Origin of the sequence: Pontibaca methylaminivorans (assembly GCF_900156525.1) — a bacterium.
Taxonomy (GTDB): Bacteria; Pseudomonadota; Alphaproteobacteria; order Rhodobacterales; family Rhodobacteraceae; genus Pontibaca; species Pontibaca methylaminivorans.
In genome coordinates, this window is record NZ_FTPS01000001.1 from 634672 (window position 1) to 649822 (window position 15151).

Annotated in this window: 15 protein-coding genes; 8 read left to right on the forward strand and 7 right to left on the reverse strand. The window is 67.3% G+C overall.

Annotation, left to right across the window (positions count from 1 at the left end; all coding sequences use genetic code 11):
• Positions 1 to 62 precede the first annotated feature (62 nt).
• The 5 genes from B0B01_RS03125 (at position 63) to gdhA (ending at position 5278) form a co-directional block, all read left to right on the forward strand.
• Positions 63 to 548 (forward strand): peroxiredoxin, encoded by a 486-nt coding sequence (locus B0B01_RS03125; protein WP_076647262.1) that lies wholly within the window; start codon positions 63 to 65, stop codon positions 546 to 548.
• Between the two features lie 191 nt (positions 549 to 739).
• Positions 740 to 2071 carry a M23 family metallopeptidase gene (locus B0B01_RS03130; RefSeq protein WP_076647265.1) on the forward strand — a complete coding sequence of 444 codons (1332 nt, stop codon included), beginning with the start codon at positions 740 to 742 and terminating at the stop codon, positions 2069 to 2071.
• A complete protein-coding gene (locus tag B0B01_RS03135; RefSeq protein WP_083946008.1) occupies positions 2061 to 2660 on the forward strand; it encodes a bactofilin family protein in 600 nt (199 codons plus the stop codon). Before B0B01_RS03130 ends, B0B01_RS03135 begins: the two co-directional genes overlap by 11 nt.
• Before the next feature lie 156 nt (positions 2661 to 2816).
• Positions 2817 to 3758: a Hint domain-containing protein gene (locus tag B0B01_RS03140; RefSeq protein WP_076647268.1), complete on the forward strand. Its 942-nt coding sequence runs from the start codon at positions 2817 to 2819 to the stop codon at positions 3756 to 3758.
• A gap of 170 nt (positions 3759 to 3928) precedes the next feature.
• Positions 3929 to 5278, forward strand: coding sequence for an NADP-specific glutamate dehydrogenase (gene gdhA / locus B0B01_RS03145; protein WP_200805430.1), 1350 nt, complete (start codon positions 3929 to 3931; stop codon positions 5276 to 5278).
• Between the two features lie 204 nt (positions 5279 to 5482).
• Here gdhA and B0B01_RS03150 read toward each other — a convergent pair whose 3' ends face one another.
• The 5 genes from B0B01_RS03150 to B0B01_RS03170 form a co-directional block, all read right to left on the reverse strand.
• Entirely contained in the window at positions 5483 to 5710 is a 228-nt protein-coding gene (locus tag B0B01_RS03150; RefSeq protein WP_143733006.1) for a hypothetical protein, read from the reverse strand.
• Positions 5711 to 5808: 98 nt separating this feature from the next.
• Complete coding sequence (gene nusB, locus B0B01_RS03155) at positions 5809 to 6291, reverse strand: transcription antitermination factor NusB (RefSeq protein ID WP_076647278.1); 483 nt, start codon at positions 6289 to 6291, stop codon at positions 5809 to 5811.
• Positions 6288 to 6842 (reverse strand): 6,7-dimethyl-8-ribityllumazine synthase, encoded by a 555-nt coding sequence (locus B0B01_RS03160; RefSeq protein WP_076647281.1) that lies wholly within the window; start codon positions 6840 to 6842, stop codon positions 6288 to 6290. The genes nusB and B0B01_RS03160 overlap by 4 nt, the downstream gene beginning before the upstream one ends.
• Before the next feature lie 4 nt (positions 6843 to 6846).
• Entirely contained in the window at positions 6847 to 7965 is a 1119-nt protein-coding gene (ribB, locus tag B0B01_RS03165) for a 3,4-dihydroxy-2-butanone-4-phosphate synthase (RefSeq protein ID WP_076647284.1), read from the reverse strand.
• A gap of 133 nt (positions 7966 to 8098) precedes the next feature.
• The gene (locus B0B01_RS03170; protein ID WP_076647287.1) at positions 8099 to 8695 is read right to left on the reverse strand and encodes a riboflavin synthase; all 597 of its coding nucleotides are present in this window, start codon (positions 8693 to 8695) and stop codon (positions 8099 to 8101) included.
• A 192-nt stretch (positions 8696 to 8887) separates the two neighbouring features.
• Between B0B01_RS03170 and B0B01_RS03175 the strand changes: the two genes are divergently transcribed.
• From B0B01_RS03175 to B0B01_RS03185, 3 genes are all read left to right on the forward strand, one after another.
• The gene (locus B0B01_RS03175) at positions 8888 to 10234 is read left to right on the forward strand and encodes a capsule biosynthesis protein (protein ID WP_083946010.1); all 1347 of its coding nucleotides are present in this window, start codon (positions 8888 to 8890) and stop codon (positions 10232 to 10234) included.
• A gap of 139 nt (positions 10235 to 10373) precedes the next feature.
• Positions 10374 to 11456, forward strand: coding sequence for a polysaccharide biosynthesis/export family protein (locus tag B0B01_RS03180; protein WP_076650023.1), 1083 nt, complete (start codon positions 10374 to 10376; stop codon positions 11454 to 11456).
• Positions 11453 to 13462 (forward strand): capsular polysaccharide biosynthesis protein, encoded by a 2010-nt coding sequence (locus B0B01_RS03185; protein ID WP_076647290.1) that lies wholly within the window; start codon positions 11453 to 11455, stop codon positions 13460 to 13462. The genes B0B01_RS03180 and B0B01_RS03185 overlap by 4 nt, the downstream gene beginning before the upstream one ends.
• Here the strand turns inward: B0B01_RS03185 and ribD are convergent.
• On the reverse strand, positions 13459 to 14565 hold the full coding sequence (gene ribD, locus B0B01_RS03190) for a bifunctional diaminohydroxyphosphoribosylaminopyrimidine deaminase/5-amino-6-(5-phosphoribosylamino)uracil reductase RibD (protein WP_268802038.1): 1107 nt from the start codon (positions 14563 to 14565) through the stop codon (positions 13459 to 13461). The genes B0B01_RS03185 and ribD overlap by 4 nt on opposite strands.
• Entirely contained in the window at positions 14562 to 15053 is a 492-nt protein-coding gene (nrdR, locus tag B0B01_RS03195; protein WP_076647297.1) for a transcriptional regulator NrdR, read from the reverse strand. The genes ribD and nrdR overlap by 4 nt, the downstream gene beginning before the upstream one ends.
• Positions 15054 to 15151 lie beyond the last annotated feature (98 nt).

Sequence of the window (15151 nt, forward strand, 5' to 3'; positions counted from 1 at the left end):
GCTGACGCCGCTCTGACGTGATTTGAAATCCTCCTGTGAATCTGCCGTCCAGGGAGGCCTTGATGCCCGACGTTTCCGATCCCGCTCCCGATTTTACCCTGCCCGGAACGGGGGATGCCACCCTGCGCCTCTCCGACCTGCGCGGCAGCGCGGTCGTTCTGTTCTTTTATCCGCGCGATGATACGCCGGGCTGCACGGCGGAATCCATCGCCTTTTCCGAGACGGCGCAGGAGTTTGCCGGGCTCAACGTGCAGGTGTTCGGCATCTCGCGCGATAGCATGGACTCGCACGAAAAATTCGCCGGAAAACATGGGCTTTCCGTCACTCTCCTGTCGGATGCCGAGGGCCGGACCTGCGAGGATTACGGCGTCTGGGTGGAAAAGAAGATGTACGGGCGCAGCTTCATGGGAATCGAGCGCTCGACCTTCCTGATCGACGCGCAGGGACGCATCGCGAGGATCTGGCGCCGGGTCCGCGTTCCCGGCCATGTGGCCGAGGTGCTGGCGGCCGCGCGGGCCCTGCAGGACGGGCCAGCGGCGAAAACGTGACCTGTTCGCCACGGTCACCTGCAAATAATGCCACAGTGCGGCATCGGCAGGAACCCGCCATTTTCCGCCGCCCCGGGCCGGCGGCGGACAAGCGTCTTGCCCCGACGGGAGCGGCTGTTTAAGCACGCCAGCGCAGGCTGCGGTGACCGCCGTCGCCCATGCCTCCGAAGCATATCAGGGGAAATAGAGACTTGCGGACACGTCTGGCAAACCGAATCCACAGCCTGCTCGAGCGAAAATTCCCCGAGCGTCGCCTGTTCCTGAAATCCGCCACCGACACGCGTTTCATCCGGCTGAAACCGGTGACGCAATGCATGATCCTGCTGACCGGATCGGCCGTCATGGGCTGGGCCATCGTCGCCACGGCGATCCTGCTCATGGACAGCATCGCCGCCGGCAACCTGCGCGACCAGGTGCGGCGCGACCAGATCACCTATCAGCAGCGGCTGAACGACCTGTCCCGCGAGCGCGACGCCCGCGCCGAAGAGGCGCTCGCCGCGCAGGCGCGGTTCAGCAGCGCGCTGGCGCAGGTGTCGGTGATGCAGTCCGAGCTTCTGGGGTCGGAAACCCGCCGGCGCGAACTGGAAACCGGGATCGAGGTGATCCAGTCCAATCTGCGCACCGTCATGAAGGAACGCGAACGCGCGCGCCTTGCGCTGGCAGAACTGCGCGAGATGTCGAACGGTTCGGAAACGGTGATGGCCGCGGCCGAGGGCGGCGCGGTGCCCATGTCCTTCATGGCCGAAGCGCTGGCACGCACCGCCAAGGAACGCGACCGGATCGAAACCGACGCGCGCAACGCCTTTGACACGGCGCGGAATCTCGAACGCGAGATCAAGCTCATGCAGGAGCGCAACGATTACATCTTTACCCAGCTCGAAGAGGCCGTGACGGTCTCGGTCGAGCCGCTCGACAAGATGTTCAGCAAGGCCGGCCTGTCCACCGATGCGCTGCTCAAGGAAGTGCGCCGCGGCTACAGCGGCCAGGGCGGGCCGCTCACGCCGATTTCGATCTCGACCCGGGGCGACGGCAGCGCCGATGCGGATGAATTGCGCGCCAACGCGATCCTGAACCAGATGGATCGGTTGAACATGTATCGCATCGCCACCGAAAAGGCCCCGTTTGCCGCGCCGCTGCGTTCGGCCTATCGCCTTTCGAGTCCCTTCGGCGGGCGCCGCGATCCCTTTACCGGCGGCCATCGCGGCCATACCGGCACCGACATGGCCGCGCCCACCGGCACCCCGATCTATGCGACCGCCGACGGCGTGGTGGTGCGCGCCGAACGGGTGAGCGGCTATGGCAAGCTCGTGCAGATCCGGCATGCCTTCGGGCTTGAAACGCTTTACGCCCATGCCTCGAGCATCCATGTGAAGAAGGGGCAAAAGATCTCGCGCGGGGATCACATTGCTGATATAGGATCGACAGGTCGATCCACCGGCCCCCACCTGCATTACGAGGTGCGCGTCAACGGATCGCCAGTCAATCCGATGTCGTTTGTCAAGGCAGGAAAAGATGTTTTCTAAGAGCAAGCGCCAGCCCGCTCCCAAACCGTCCCGGCACGAGCCGCCAAGACAGGAATCGCCGGGTCAGGAGCAGGCCGCCGCCCCGACGCCCTCGCCGCCTGACACCCGAACAGAGGAACACATTCCCAGCATGTCGAAATCCAAACCCCCCGCATCGACGCTGTCGGCCGACCTCACCATCACCGGGAACATCGTGACCAGCGGCGATATCCAGGTCGAAGGCACGGTCGAGGGCGACATCCGCGCGCATCTGCTGACCATCGGTGAAAGCGCGACCATCAAAGGCGAGGTGACGGCGGACGACGTGGTGATCAACGGCCGCATCATCGGCCGGGTGCGCGGGCTGAAGGTGCGGCTGACATCGACCGCCAGGGTCGAGGGCGACATCATCCACAAGACCATCGCCATCGAAAGCGGCGCGCATTTCGAGGGTTCGGTGCAGCGGCAGGACGACCCGCTGAGCACCGGCCGCAGCGCCCCGCGCCAGCCACAGCCGGAGGCCGCGCGCAAGGACGGCGGCGACAAGACACCGTCCGCAGCGGCACCGGGCCAGGGCCGGCAGGAACAGGCGCCGCAAGGCTCGTCCTGACCCTGAAGCGGCCGCGGGCGGATCGGCAACCGTCTGCTGTCTGAATTGTTTGCAATCAGGCACTGATCCCGACATTCTGGAACTTGGGGAGGCAAAGCCGCCGCCGCGGCGCCTCCCGCAGGCTGGAATGAGTTGTTAACGGGTAAGGCTATTGTCATGACGGATTACACGCTCGACGCCGACGGGTTCGGATCGTTTTACCTCAATGTTGGCGGCAACGGGTCGGACGATCACGTGACCGTCAATATCGGCGAGATGTTCTCGGGCACGATCACCGTCGATTCCCTGCCGGGCGACGGAGAGACCGACATCGTTTCCCTCAACCTGCCGGAGGGCTGGCGCCTCGAGCTCCAGAACGTGATCGAGCAGGATACCGAGACCCCGACCTTTCACGACTGGTCCTACCAGGTTTTCAACGCGGCCGGCGAAAGTGTCGGCACGCTCAGCCTGCGTAGCAACAATGATCCGGGTTCAGGCGTGCCCTGTTTCGCCAGCGGCACGCTGATCGCGACCCCGGGCGGCGAGGTCGCGATCGAGCATCTTCGGGCCGGCGATATCGTGCTCACAAGAGACAGCGGCCCGCGCCCGATCCGCTGGATCGGCTCGCGCCTGCTCGACCAAAGCACCCTTGCCGCGTCCCCCCATCTGCGCCCGGTCCGCATCCGTGCCGGCGCGCTCGGCCCCGGGCAGCCGCGGGCGGATCTCGTCGTGTCGCCGCAGCACCGGATCCTCGTGCGGTCGATCATCGCGGAGCGGATGTTCGGTGCGGCCGAAGTTCTGGTCGCGGCGCGGCAACTGGTCGGGCTCGACGGTATCGACATCGCCGCCGACCTGACCGGGATCCGATATCATCACATGCTGTTCGACCGGCACGAAGTTGTCATCTCGAACGGGGCCGAAACGGAATCGCTCCACACGGGGCGGCAGGCGCTCTTGTCGGTCGGCCCGGCGGCGCGGGCGGAAATCCTCGCGATCTTTCCCGAACTGCGCCAGCCGGACCACCAGCCGCGGGGCGCGCGCCTGCTCGTGCCCGGAAGCCGCGGGCGCCGGCTGGCCGCGCGACATGCAAAAAGCCGCCACGCCCTGGTCGCCTCCTGACGCCGGTCGCGTCAAAATCCCGCCGCCCGGCAACTCCCCTTCGCCCCCTGCCCTTCGACCCGCGCGGGCCGCGTTGCGGTAATTTTGCCATTCCAACCGGCCCCGCCAGGCGCTAACACACACGGGCTAGGAACACGACACGAGTCGCCCCGATCCGGGGCAGAGGGCAAATCATGGCAATCGACGAAAAACTTGAGCCGGTAATGGCAGAAATCATCCGGCGCAACGCCGGCGAGAGCGAGTTTCACCAGGCGGCCCGGGAAGTTCTCGAATGCCTCGGGGTGGTGATCTCGCGGCACCCCCATTACGCCGAAGATGCGTTGCTCGAACGTATCAGCGAACCCGAGCGCCAGATCATCTTCCGGGTGCCATGGGTCGACGACAGCGGCCAGGTGCAGATGAACCGCGGCTTCCGGGTGCAGTTCAACTCGGCGCTCGGCCCCTTCAAGGGCGGCCTGCGCTTCCACCCGAGCGTGAACCTCGGCATCGTCAAGTTCCTCGGCTTCGAGCAGATCTTCAAGAACGCGCTTTCCGGCATGCCCATCGGCGGCGGCAAGGGCGGGTCGGATTTCAACCCGCGGGGCCGTTCCGAAGGCGAGATCATGCGCTTCTGCCAGTCCTTCATGACCGAACTGTATCGCCACCTCGGCGAGTATACCGACGTTCCGGCCGGGGACATCGGCGTCGGCCAGCGCGAGATCGGCTATATGTTCGGCCAGTACAAGCGCATCACCAACCGCTACGAATCCGGCGTTCTGACCGGCAAGGGGCTGCGCTGGGGCGGCAGCCGGGTGCGGCGCGAGGCCACCGGCTACGGCACCGTCTATTTCCTTCAGCGCATGCTTGCGACCCGCAATCAGGACATCGAGGGCAAGAAGGTCGTCGTTTCCGGATCCGGCAACGTGGCGATCTATGCCATGGAAAAGATCCGCAACCTTGGCGGCACGGTCGTCGCCTGCTCCGATTCCAACGGTTATGTCTATGACAAGGCCGGCATCGACCTGGACCTGGTCAAGGAAATCAAGGAACGCCGCCGCGGCCGCATCTCGAGCTATCCCGAACTGCGCGGAAAAGGCGCCCATCATGTCGAGGGCGGCACCGTCTGGGAGGTTCCCTGCGACATCGCCCTGCCCTGTGCGACCCAGAACGAGCTTTCGGGCAAGGACGCGCGCACCCTGCTCAAGAACGGCGTGATCGCCGTCGCCGAGGGGGCCAACATGCCCTGTACGCCGGATGCGGTGCACGCCTTCCAGACGGCGGAGATCCTCTTTGCCCCCGGCAAGGCCAGCAACGCCGGCGGCGTGGCCACCAGCGCGCTCGAGATGCAGCAGAACGCCTCGCGCGACAGCTGGACCTTTGAACAGACCGAGGAACGGCTTGCCACCATCATGACCGCCATCCACGACCGGTGCGCTGGCACGGCGGAGGAATACGGCATGCCCGGGAACTATGTTGCCGGCGCGAATATCGCCGGTTTCATCCGCGTGGCCGAAGCCATGAAGGCGCTCGGCGTGGTCTGATCACGGCGCAGATGACCACCGGAGGAGCGCCCGGCCAGCGGTGCTCCTCACCACCACATCGCTGCCGTCCGGTCGTTCGGCGCGCAGAAATTGCCGGTCACGCGGCTAATGGCCACGCAGATCCGGCAATCATGCTTTCGAAGATGGACAGCCCCGGTTACAGCCGCGCCGATTGACGGCACGCCGGGCACATGAGGCCCGCGTTCAGCGCCTGCGCGGGTTTGGGTCGTCGCGCACCGGGACCGGGATCGGGCGCAGATCCTCAACAGGGCGCACCATAGCCAAACCCGTCATGATCAGGAACGCAGCCCCGGCAACCGCAAGCAGCGCCGCCACAATGACACCACCAACGGCCAGCAGCACGGCACCCACAACCACAGCCGCCCAGCCGAGCGCCCGATTACCGATACGATGCCTGTTTCCTGCGGGCATGGTCACCTCCTGTTCAAGCACTCTTGATATTAGCATTCACCGCCGCCTCTTCCAGAGGCCGGGCAAAGAAAATCCGGGTGGCAGCCGGATTCAGCCGATCAGAATGCCTCGGGCCGGGCGGCACGCGCCATGTGGTCGAGCACCGCATTCACGAAACCGGCCTCGCGCCCCTCGGCAAAAAAGGCGCGGGCGATCTCGACATATTCGTTGATGACCACGCGGGGCGGCGTATCCGACTGGGTGAGCTCCGCCCCGGCGACGCGGAACAGTGCCCGGAGCGTCGGGTCGAGCCGCGCGATCGGCCATTTCGCCACCAGCCCGCGGTCGGTCATCTGGTCGATCCGTGCCTGCCAGTTCACCGCGTCGTTGACGAGCCTGCGGAACAGCGACACGTCGCCGTCCAGCATCTCGATGCCCTCGTAATCCGCGCCGAACCGGTGATTGAGGAATTCGCTCACCACCTGGTCGGCGGTCTGCGCGGTCTGTTCCATCTGGAACAGCGCCTGCACCGCATAGAACCGCGCGGCGCTGCGCATGCGGCGTTGCTGGTTTCCCGAAATCGGGGCAGTCGGGGCACTCATGCGGTTCCGGGCTCCTTGCCGGTGCCGGCGAGCCGGATTTCCTCTCCCACACCGGGGCGGAAACCCACGCCCTTGCGCGCCGTGCCCCAGCGGCGGGTCAGCGCGATCAGGTGCAACGCCGCCGCCGCCGCGCCGCCGCCCTTGTTCTGGCCGTCTGCATCGGCCCGCACCACCGCCTGTTCGCGGTTCTCGACCGTGAGGATGCCGTTGCCGATACAGGCGCCCTGCAGTCCCATCAGCTGCAGCGCCCGGCTGCTGTCGTTGCAGACGGTCTCGTAATGGGTCGTCTCGCCCCGGATCACGCAGCCAAGCGCGACATAGCCGTCGAAATTCGACAGCCGCTCGGCAATGGCGATCGCGGTCGGCACCTCGAGCGCGCCGGGAACCTCGACCAGATCCCAGGCGCCGCCCGCCGCCTCGATCTCGGCCCGGGCGCCGGCGACAAGCTTGTCGGCGATGTCCTTGTAATAGGGGGCAACCACGATCAGCAGCTTGACCGGCGCATCGAAAACCGGACGCGCCAGCACGTGGTGGGTTTCGCTCACAGCCATGGGATCAGCCTTTCAGGATCGGGCGCGTCGCCGTGATCGTCAGGTCGAAGGCATCGAGCCCGAGATAACGCGTCTGCGGCGAATCGGTCAGCAGGATCAGGTCGTGCAGCCCGAGCGACGACAGGATCTGCGCGCCGAGTCCGGTCTGCTTGATGGTGCGCGGGCCCTCGTCCTCGGTCGCGTAAAGCGAATTGCGCGGCTGCCGGAACAGACAGACCACGCCGCGCCCCTCCTCGGCGATGATCTCCATCGCGCGCGACAGCTCATGCACCGGCTTGGGCCCGAGGCCGAGCACATCCGATGCCTCGTGCAGCGAATGGGTGCGCGTCAGGACCGGCTCCGGGGTAAAGATGTCGCCCTTTATCAGCACCACATGTTCGATGCCGTGGATCTGGTCGGTGAACAGCCGCATCTCCCATTCGCCGCCGAACTCCGACTGCACGGCCTGGCGGGCGGTCTCGACCACCAGATTGTCGTTGCGGCTGCGATAGACGATGAGATCGCTGATGGTGCCGACCTTGAGCCCGTGCTCGGCCGCGAATTCCAGCAGATCCGGAAGCCGCGCCATGGTGCCGTCGGGCTTCAGGATCTCGCAGATCACCCCGGCCGGCTTCAGCCCGGCAAGACGGGCGATATCGACCGCCGCCTCGGTATGGCCGGCCCGCACCAGAACGCCGCCCTTGCGGGCGCGCAGGGGAAAGATATGCCCGGGCGTGGCCAGGCTGGCCATGGTGTTCTGCTCGTTGATGGCGACCGAGACGGTATGGGCCCGGTCCTGTGCCGAAATTCCGGTGGTCACCCCCTCGCGCGCCTCGATCGAGACGGTAAAGGGCGTCTCGTGGCGCGAGGAATTGTTCACCGTCATCAGCGGCAGGCCCAGCCGGTCGATGCGCTCGGCGCTCATGGGCAGGCAGATCAGCCCGCGCCCATGGGTCGCCATGAAGTTTATCGCCTCCGCCGTGGCGAATTCGGCGGCGATCACCAGATCGCCCTCGTTCTCGCGATCCTCGTGATCCACAAGGATGAACATGCGCCCCGCACGCGCCTCGGCGATGATTTCCTCGGTCGAGGCGATCATTGCGTGCAGATCCCGCTCCACCGGTCCGGGGGTCTCAAAACTCATTCCCATGCCTCTCCGCTTCAGGCCCTGCCGCCAGATAACCGAGGCACCCGCGGATTGCCAGCCCGCGCGGCGCCCGCCCGTCTTCTGGCGGGAAATATCCCGGGGTGCGGGGCAGCGCCCCGCCCGGCCGGGTTCAACTTTCCGCCGTCGCCTCGGCCAGCCGTGCCACGTAGCGCGCAAGCGTGTCGATCTCAAGGTTCACCAGGTCGCCGGTCCCCACCCCGCCCCAGGTGGTCACCTCCTTGGTGTGGGGGATGACGTTCACGCCGAACACCTCGCCCTCGACCTCGTTCACCGTGAGCGACGTGCCGTTCAGCGCGACCGAGCCCTTGGGTGCAATGAACCGGGCCAGCTCTTTGGGCGCCCGCATCCTGACCCGCGTGCTGTCGCCCTCGTCGCGCAGCTCGATCACCTCGGCAATCCCGTCCACATGGCCGGAAACGATATGGCCGCCCAGTTCGTCGCCGACCCGCAGCGCGCGTTCCAGGTTGACCCGCTTGCCCGGCGCCCAACCCGAGAGATTCGTTTTCGAGACCGTCTCGGCGCTGATCTGCACATCATACCAGTCCGGCCCGAGCGCGACCACCGTCAGGCAGACCCCGTCGCTGGCGATCGAGGCCCCGATATCAATGCCCGCGGTGTCATAGGCGGTGCCGATCCGTGCCCGCAGGTCGCCCGCCTGCTCGACCTCGCGAATGGTGCCGACGTCGGTGATGATCCCCGTGAACATGACATGACCCCCAGTTTGTCCCGCCAGCCGGCCTAGTGCCCCTGCCGCCTGCCGGCAAGCACCTTCTTCGCCCGGTTCTCCGACCCCGCCCCATCGACAGTCCGCCCCGTCGACAATCCCGCCCGCTCCGGCTTGCGCCGGCCCGGCGCCGCGGTCATATTCGCACCGGGCAGCCAGCCCGGGCAAGCGGTCATGCGATATTTTCAGAACGACGGGCCGGAGTCCCGGCAGGTTCAGGACAAGAGGCCGGCGGCGCGCCCGGCGCAGCCGCGGCATTTCCTGTTCCTGCAGGGCCCGCACGGCCCCTTCTTCGCGCAGCTTGCCGGCCAGTTGCGCGCGGCCGGGGCATTGGTCCGCCGCGTCGGGTTCAACGCAGGCGACCGGGCGTTCTGGCCCGACCGCGCAAGCTATATTCCTTTCCGCGCCGAGGCCGGCGAATGGCCCGACACGATTGCCCGGCTGCTGCATGAACACGCGATCACCGATCTCGTGCTTTACGGCGATGCCCGCCCCTTCCATGCGCAGGCGATCAGGGCGGCGCGGAGCGCCGGGGCAAAGGTGCATGTGTTCGAGGAAGGCTACATGCGCCCCTACTGGGTCAGCTACGAAAGGAACGGCTCCAACGGCAATTCCCGCCTCATGGAGACCTCCATCGCCGACATGCGCCGGGTGCTCGCACGATCCGACATTGATGCGCCGCTGCCGCCGGCCCATTGGGGCGACATGCGCCACCACGTGTTCTACGGCGCGCTCTATCACTGGTTCGTGCTGCTCATGAACCGCGGCTATCCGAATTTCCGCCCGCACCGCGATCTGCCGGTCACGCGCGAATTCCGCCTCTACCTGCAGCGGCTGCTGCTGACGCCCCTGCACATGATCGAGCGCCGCCTCGCGACGCGCCGGGTGCGCCGGGGCGGGTTTCCCTACCATATCGTGCTGCTGCAACTCGGGCATGACAGTTCCCTGCGGGCGCATTCCTCCTTTTCCGGCATGGCCGATTTCCTCGAACCCGTGGTCGAGGGCTTCGCCCGGGGGGCGCCGCCCCATCATCATCTGGTGATCAAGGCGCATCCGCTCGAGGACGGGCGCGAACGGCTGCCGCGCCGCCTGCGCGACCTGGCCCGGCAGGCGGGGGTTTCCGGTCGCGTCCACTACCTGCGCGGGGGCAAGCTCGCGGCGCTGCTCGAGGGCGCGCGCAGCGCGGTCACGGTGAACTCGACCGCCGGGCAACAGGTGCTGTGGCGCGGCATTCCGCTGCGCAGCTTCGGGCGCGCGGTCTATTCCCGGCCCGAACTCGTCTCCGACCAGCCGCTTGCGGATTTCTTCGCCGCCCCGCGCCCGCCCGATCACGGCGCCTATCGCGATTTCCGCCGCTACCTGCTGGAAACGAGCCAGGTGCCCGGCGGGTTCTACTCGGCGCGCGGGCGGCGTCAGCTTCTGCGCCAGGTGGTGGACATGATGCTTCTGGCCGAAGATCCCTATGACGCCTTCGCGGCGGGAACTGCGGCTCCCCGACCACAACTTCAGGTGATTCGATGACAGCTTATCTTCAGGCTGGATTTTCCCCCCGGGCCTGAGTAGCTTCGCCGGCAGTGACATTTCCGTGAAATCAGGTCGAGGAGACCGCAGATTGACCTTTCGACATTTCCGGTGGGCGCGGCCGATCGCCGCGGTCGCAATGATCGGCCTGCTGAGCGCCTGCGGATTGCCCCAGGTCGGCCCGAACAAGAACCAGATTTATGCCGGCTCGGTCCAGAAAAGCGGCAACTCCTTCGTCATCCCGGTGAACGATTCGGTGGCACAGGCCACCGCCGTCGTGCCGCCCATCGGCTTTTCCGCCAGCTTCCGCAGCGCGCCGCGTCTTGATTCCGACGTGATCCGCGCCGGCGATGTGCTGGGCCTCACGGTCTGGGAAAACGTCGATGACGGGCTGCTGAAAAGCGAGACCGGGAACTCCACCGCGCTGGAAGAGGTGCAGGTGGACGGCAGCGGCAACATCTTCGTGCCCTATGCGGGCCGGGTGCGGGCGGCCGGCAACACCCCGGACCAGCTCCGGCGGATCATCACCGAAAAGCTCGAGGAACAGACCCCCGATCCGCAGGTCGAGGTGCGGCGCATGGCCGGCGACGGCTCCACCGTGGCAGTGGTCGGTTCGGTCGGGTCGCAGGGCGTCTATCCGATCGAGCGGCCGACCGGCACGCTCGCCACCATGCTGTCACAGGCCGGCGGCGTCACGATCGAACCGGAAATCACCCAGATCACCGTGACCCGGGGCGGCCAGAAGGGGCGGATCTGGTTCCAGGACCTGTTCGAATATCCCGAGCTCGACATCGCGCTGCGCAACGGTGACCGCATCCTCGTCGAGGGGGACACCCGCGCCTTTACCGCGCTCGGCGCAACCAGCCGCCAGGCGCGCGTTCCCTTCGAATCCAAGGATCTTTCGGCGCTCGAGGCACTGGCGCAGGTCGGCGGGCTGGTGTCCACCACATCCGATCCGACCGGCATCTTCGTTCTGCGCCGCGAACGGCCCGAGATCGCCCGGGCGCTGCTTGGCCGCGACGACATCACCACGGAACAGCGCATGGTCTATGTCCTGAACCTGACCGAGCCGAACGGGATGTTTCTGGCCCGCGACTTCATGATCCGCGATGGCGATTCGATCTACGTGACCGAAGCGCCCTACGCCCGCTGGATCAAGTCGATCTCGCTGCTGACCGGCGCTGTGACCCCGATCGCGAGCCTGGACAGCCTGGCCGAGTGAGCGGCCGATCAAGGGAAACGGCAGCAGCCGGGGGCGAAAACCCCCGGCTGTTTGCTTTCAACGGCGGCTTTCGCGCACCGCGCCTGCGCCGCATCCTGGACCTGTCGGGCTATCGTCCCTGCCTTGGCTGGCCCGATCCGCGGCGCGGCGACATGGTGGCGGTCTGGGGCGACAGTCCGACCGCCTGGCGCGGGCGGCGCATCGCCCGCCGTCTGGGCCTGCCGCTCCTGCGGGTCGAAGATGCCTTTTTGCGCAGCCTGCGCCCCGGCCGCGATGGTGAGCCGCCCATGGGTCTGCTGCTCGACCGGCAAGGGGTGCATTTCGATGCCTCTACTGCCTCGGATCTCGAACGGCTTCTGGCGGCCCATCCGCTCGACGCGCCGGGGCTGCTGGCGCGGGCCGCAGACGCGATCACCCGGATCCGCGAGGGGCATCTCAGCAAATACAATGCCTTCGACCCGGAAACGCCGGTGCCGTCCGCGGGCTATGTGCTGGTGATCGACCAGACCCGGGGTGATGCCTCGGTTCGGGCAAGCGGCGGTGATCGCGCGCGGTTTCTGGCCATGCTCGCCCGCGCGCAGGCAGACCATCCGGGTTCACCCGTGATCATCAAGACCCACCCCGAAACCGTGGCCGGCCACCGCGCCGGGCATTTCACCGGCGCCGACCGCGGCCCCGGCATTACCCTTTTTGACCGGCCCGCAAGCCCCTTTGCCCTGCTTGCCGGGGCGCGGGCGGTCTATACGCTGTCTTCGCAGATGGGGTTCGAGGCGATCCTGGCCGGCCACCGCCCGCATGTCTTCGGCACGCCGTTCTATGCCGGCTGGGGGCTCAGCCACGACGAGGAGTCCCTGCCCCGCCGGCAGCGCAGGCTCACGCCCGCTCAGCTTTTCGCCGCGGCGATGATCCTTTATCCGCGATGGTACGACCCGTTCCGCGATATGCTTTGCGAACTTGAAACCGTGCTCGACAATCTCGAGGCGCAGAGCCGTGCCTGGCGGCAGGACCGCCCGGGCTGGAGCGCCGGGCACATGCGGCTTTGGAAGCGCGGGCACCTGCAGGCGATGTTCGGGCGCGAAACTCCGGTCGTCTTTCGCGACCGGCCCGGCGACACTGGACGACGGCATATGGTCTGGGCGGGCCATGCGAACCCGGATGACGGGCGGATCTGGCGGCTTGAGGACGGCTTCCTGCGCTCGGCGGGGCTCGGCGCGGCGCTGGTGCCGCCGCTTTCGCTCGTGCTCGACGACCTTGGCATCTATTATGATCCCGCCCGCGAAAGCCGGCTCGAACGCCTGATCAGTGCCCGCGAAACCCTGACGCAGCGCCAGATGCAGCGCGCCGAGGCACTGATCGCGCGACTGGTCCGCGCGGGGCTCAGCAAATACAACCTTGCCGGAGCGGCGCCGGCCCTGCCTGCGGGGCGGCGCATTCTTGTTCCGGGGCAGGTCGCCGACGATGCCTCGGTGCGGCTCGGCGCCGGGGACATCGCGGGCAACGAGGCACTTCTACGTGCGGCACGGGCGGCCAATCCGGGCGCGGTGATCATCTACAAGCCCCACCCCGACGTGGAAGCCGGACTGCGCGAGGGCGCGATCCGGGCCGGGGATCTGGCCGATGTCGTCGCGACCGATGCCGACCCCATGGCGCTGCTCGCGCAGGTGGACGAGGTCTGGACCATGACCTCGCTGATGGGGTTCGAGGCGCTCGTGCGCGGCGTGCCCGTGACCACGTTCGGCGCACCCTTCTATGCCGGCTGGGGCCTCACGACCGACCTCGGCCCGGTTCCCGGGCGCCGCCGGGCAAGGCCGGGGCTCGCGGGGCTCGTCCATGCGGCGCTGATCGACTACCCGCGCTACCGCGATCCGGTGACGGGCGCGATCTGCCCGGTCGAGGTGGTGGCCGAACGGCTTGCATCCGGCGCCCTGCCCCGCCCCGGCGCGGGCAACCGTCTGCTGTCGAAGCTTCAGGGCCTGTTTGCCAGCCGTGCCGCGCTCTGGCGCTAGCCCTCGCGGCGCAGCCAGCGGTGCATGACGTCGCCGCCGACCGCCCGCGTCTCGGAAAGGTCGAAGCGCGCCGCCTGCGCAAGCTGCGTGATCCCCATGGCGCCGATCATCGCCCGCCCGTCGCCGCCGATGGTGAGCCCGGCGGTAAAACCGACGAGTTCATCCACCAGATCCGCGGCCAGCAGCGAGGCCGCAAGCGCCCCGCCCCCTTCGCACAGCACCCGGGTCAGCCCCGCGTCGCCCAGCCGGCGCAGCATGTCCGCCGTGTCGATCTGCCCGCCGGTCACCGTGCAGGAGATCAGCCGCGCCCCCAGCCCCTCCCATGCCCGGGTCCGCTCCGGATCGACGCCGCTGCCATGGCAGAGCCAGAGCGGCACCTCGGCGGCCGAGCGCGCAAGGTCTCCGATCAGCGGCAGGTCGAGGTGACGCGAGGCGACCACCCGCACCGGCTGGCGGCTGATGCCAAGGTCGCGCACCGTGAGCGAGGGATCGTCGGCCCGTGCCGTTCCCGCCCCGACCAGCACCGCGTCATGGTTTGCGCGCAGGCCATGCACAAGCCGGCGGGCCTCGGGGCCGGTGATCCAGCGGCTCTCGCCGCTGCGGGTGGCAATGCGCCCGTCGAAGCTGCTGGCGAGCTTCAGCGTGACCATGGGGCGCCCCTGTTCAATGCGCATCAGGAACCCCGTATGATCGCGCAGCGCCGCGCGGCACCCCACGCCGGTCACGACCTCGATCCCCGCCCCCCGCAGCATGGCAAAGCCCTGACCGGAGACGCGGGGATTGCTGTCCTCGATCGGGGCGACCACCCGGGAAATCCCGGCGCGGACCAGCGCTTCGGCACAGGGGGGCGTGCGACCGTGATGCGAACAGGGCTCGAGCGTCACATAGGCCGTCGCGCCATCAGCCAGCGCCCCCGCTTGTTCGAGCGCGACAGTCTCGGCATGGGGGCGCCCGCCGGGAGCGGTCGAGCCGCGCCCGATGATGCGCCCGTTGCGCACGATCACGCAGCCGACCGCCGGATTGGGCCAGGCCACCCCCTGCCCGCGCCGCCCGAGCGCAAGCGCAAGCGCCATGAAACGCTCGTCCGTTGCCGTCTGCGTCACTTGCCCGTGCCCGAGGGCCGGGAATCGGCCTGCGGCTCGGACGGGCGCAATTCGCTCACGAATTTGTCGAAATCGTCCGCAGCCTGGAAGTTCTTGTAAACGCTGGCAAATCGAACATAAGCCACGGTGTCGATCCGGGCGAGCGACTCCATCACGATTTCGCCGATGGTCTTTGACGGGATGTCGGTCTCGCCCATGCTTTCAAGCCGGCGCACGATGCCCGAAATCATCTGGTCAATGCGCTCGGGTTCGATCGGGCGTTTCTGCATCGAGATGCGGATCGAGCGTTCGAGCTTGTCGCGGTCGAAATCCTCGCGCTTTCCGGTGGATTTTATCACCACGAGATCGCGCAGCTGCACGCGCTCATAGGTGGTGAAACGGCCGGCACAGGCCGGGCAGAAGCGCCGCCGCCGGATCGCAACATGATCCTCGGCCGGGCGGGAATCCTTCACCTGCGTGTCGATATTGCCGCAAAACGGACAGCGCATGTCTTGTTCCTTGAACGATGTATTTCCACAGGGACTATAGGGATAACGGCAGAAGTTGGGTAGTGGCTTCGCCCGCCCACAAGATCACCCCCGGCTTC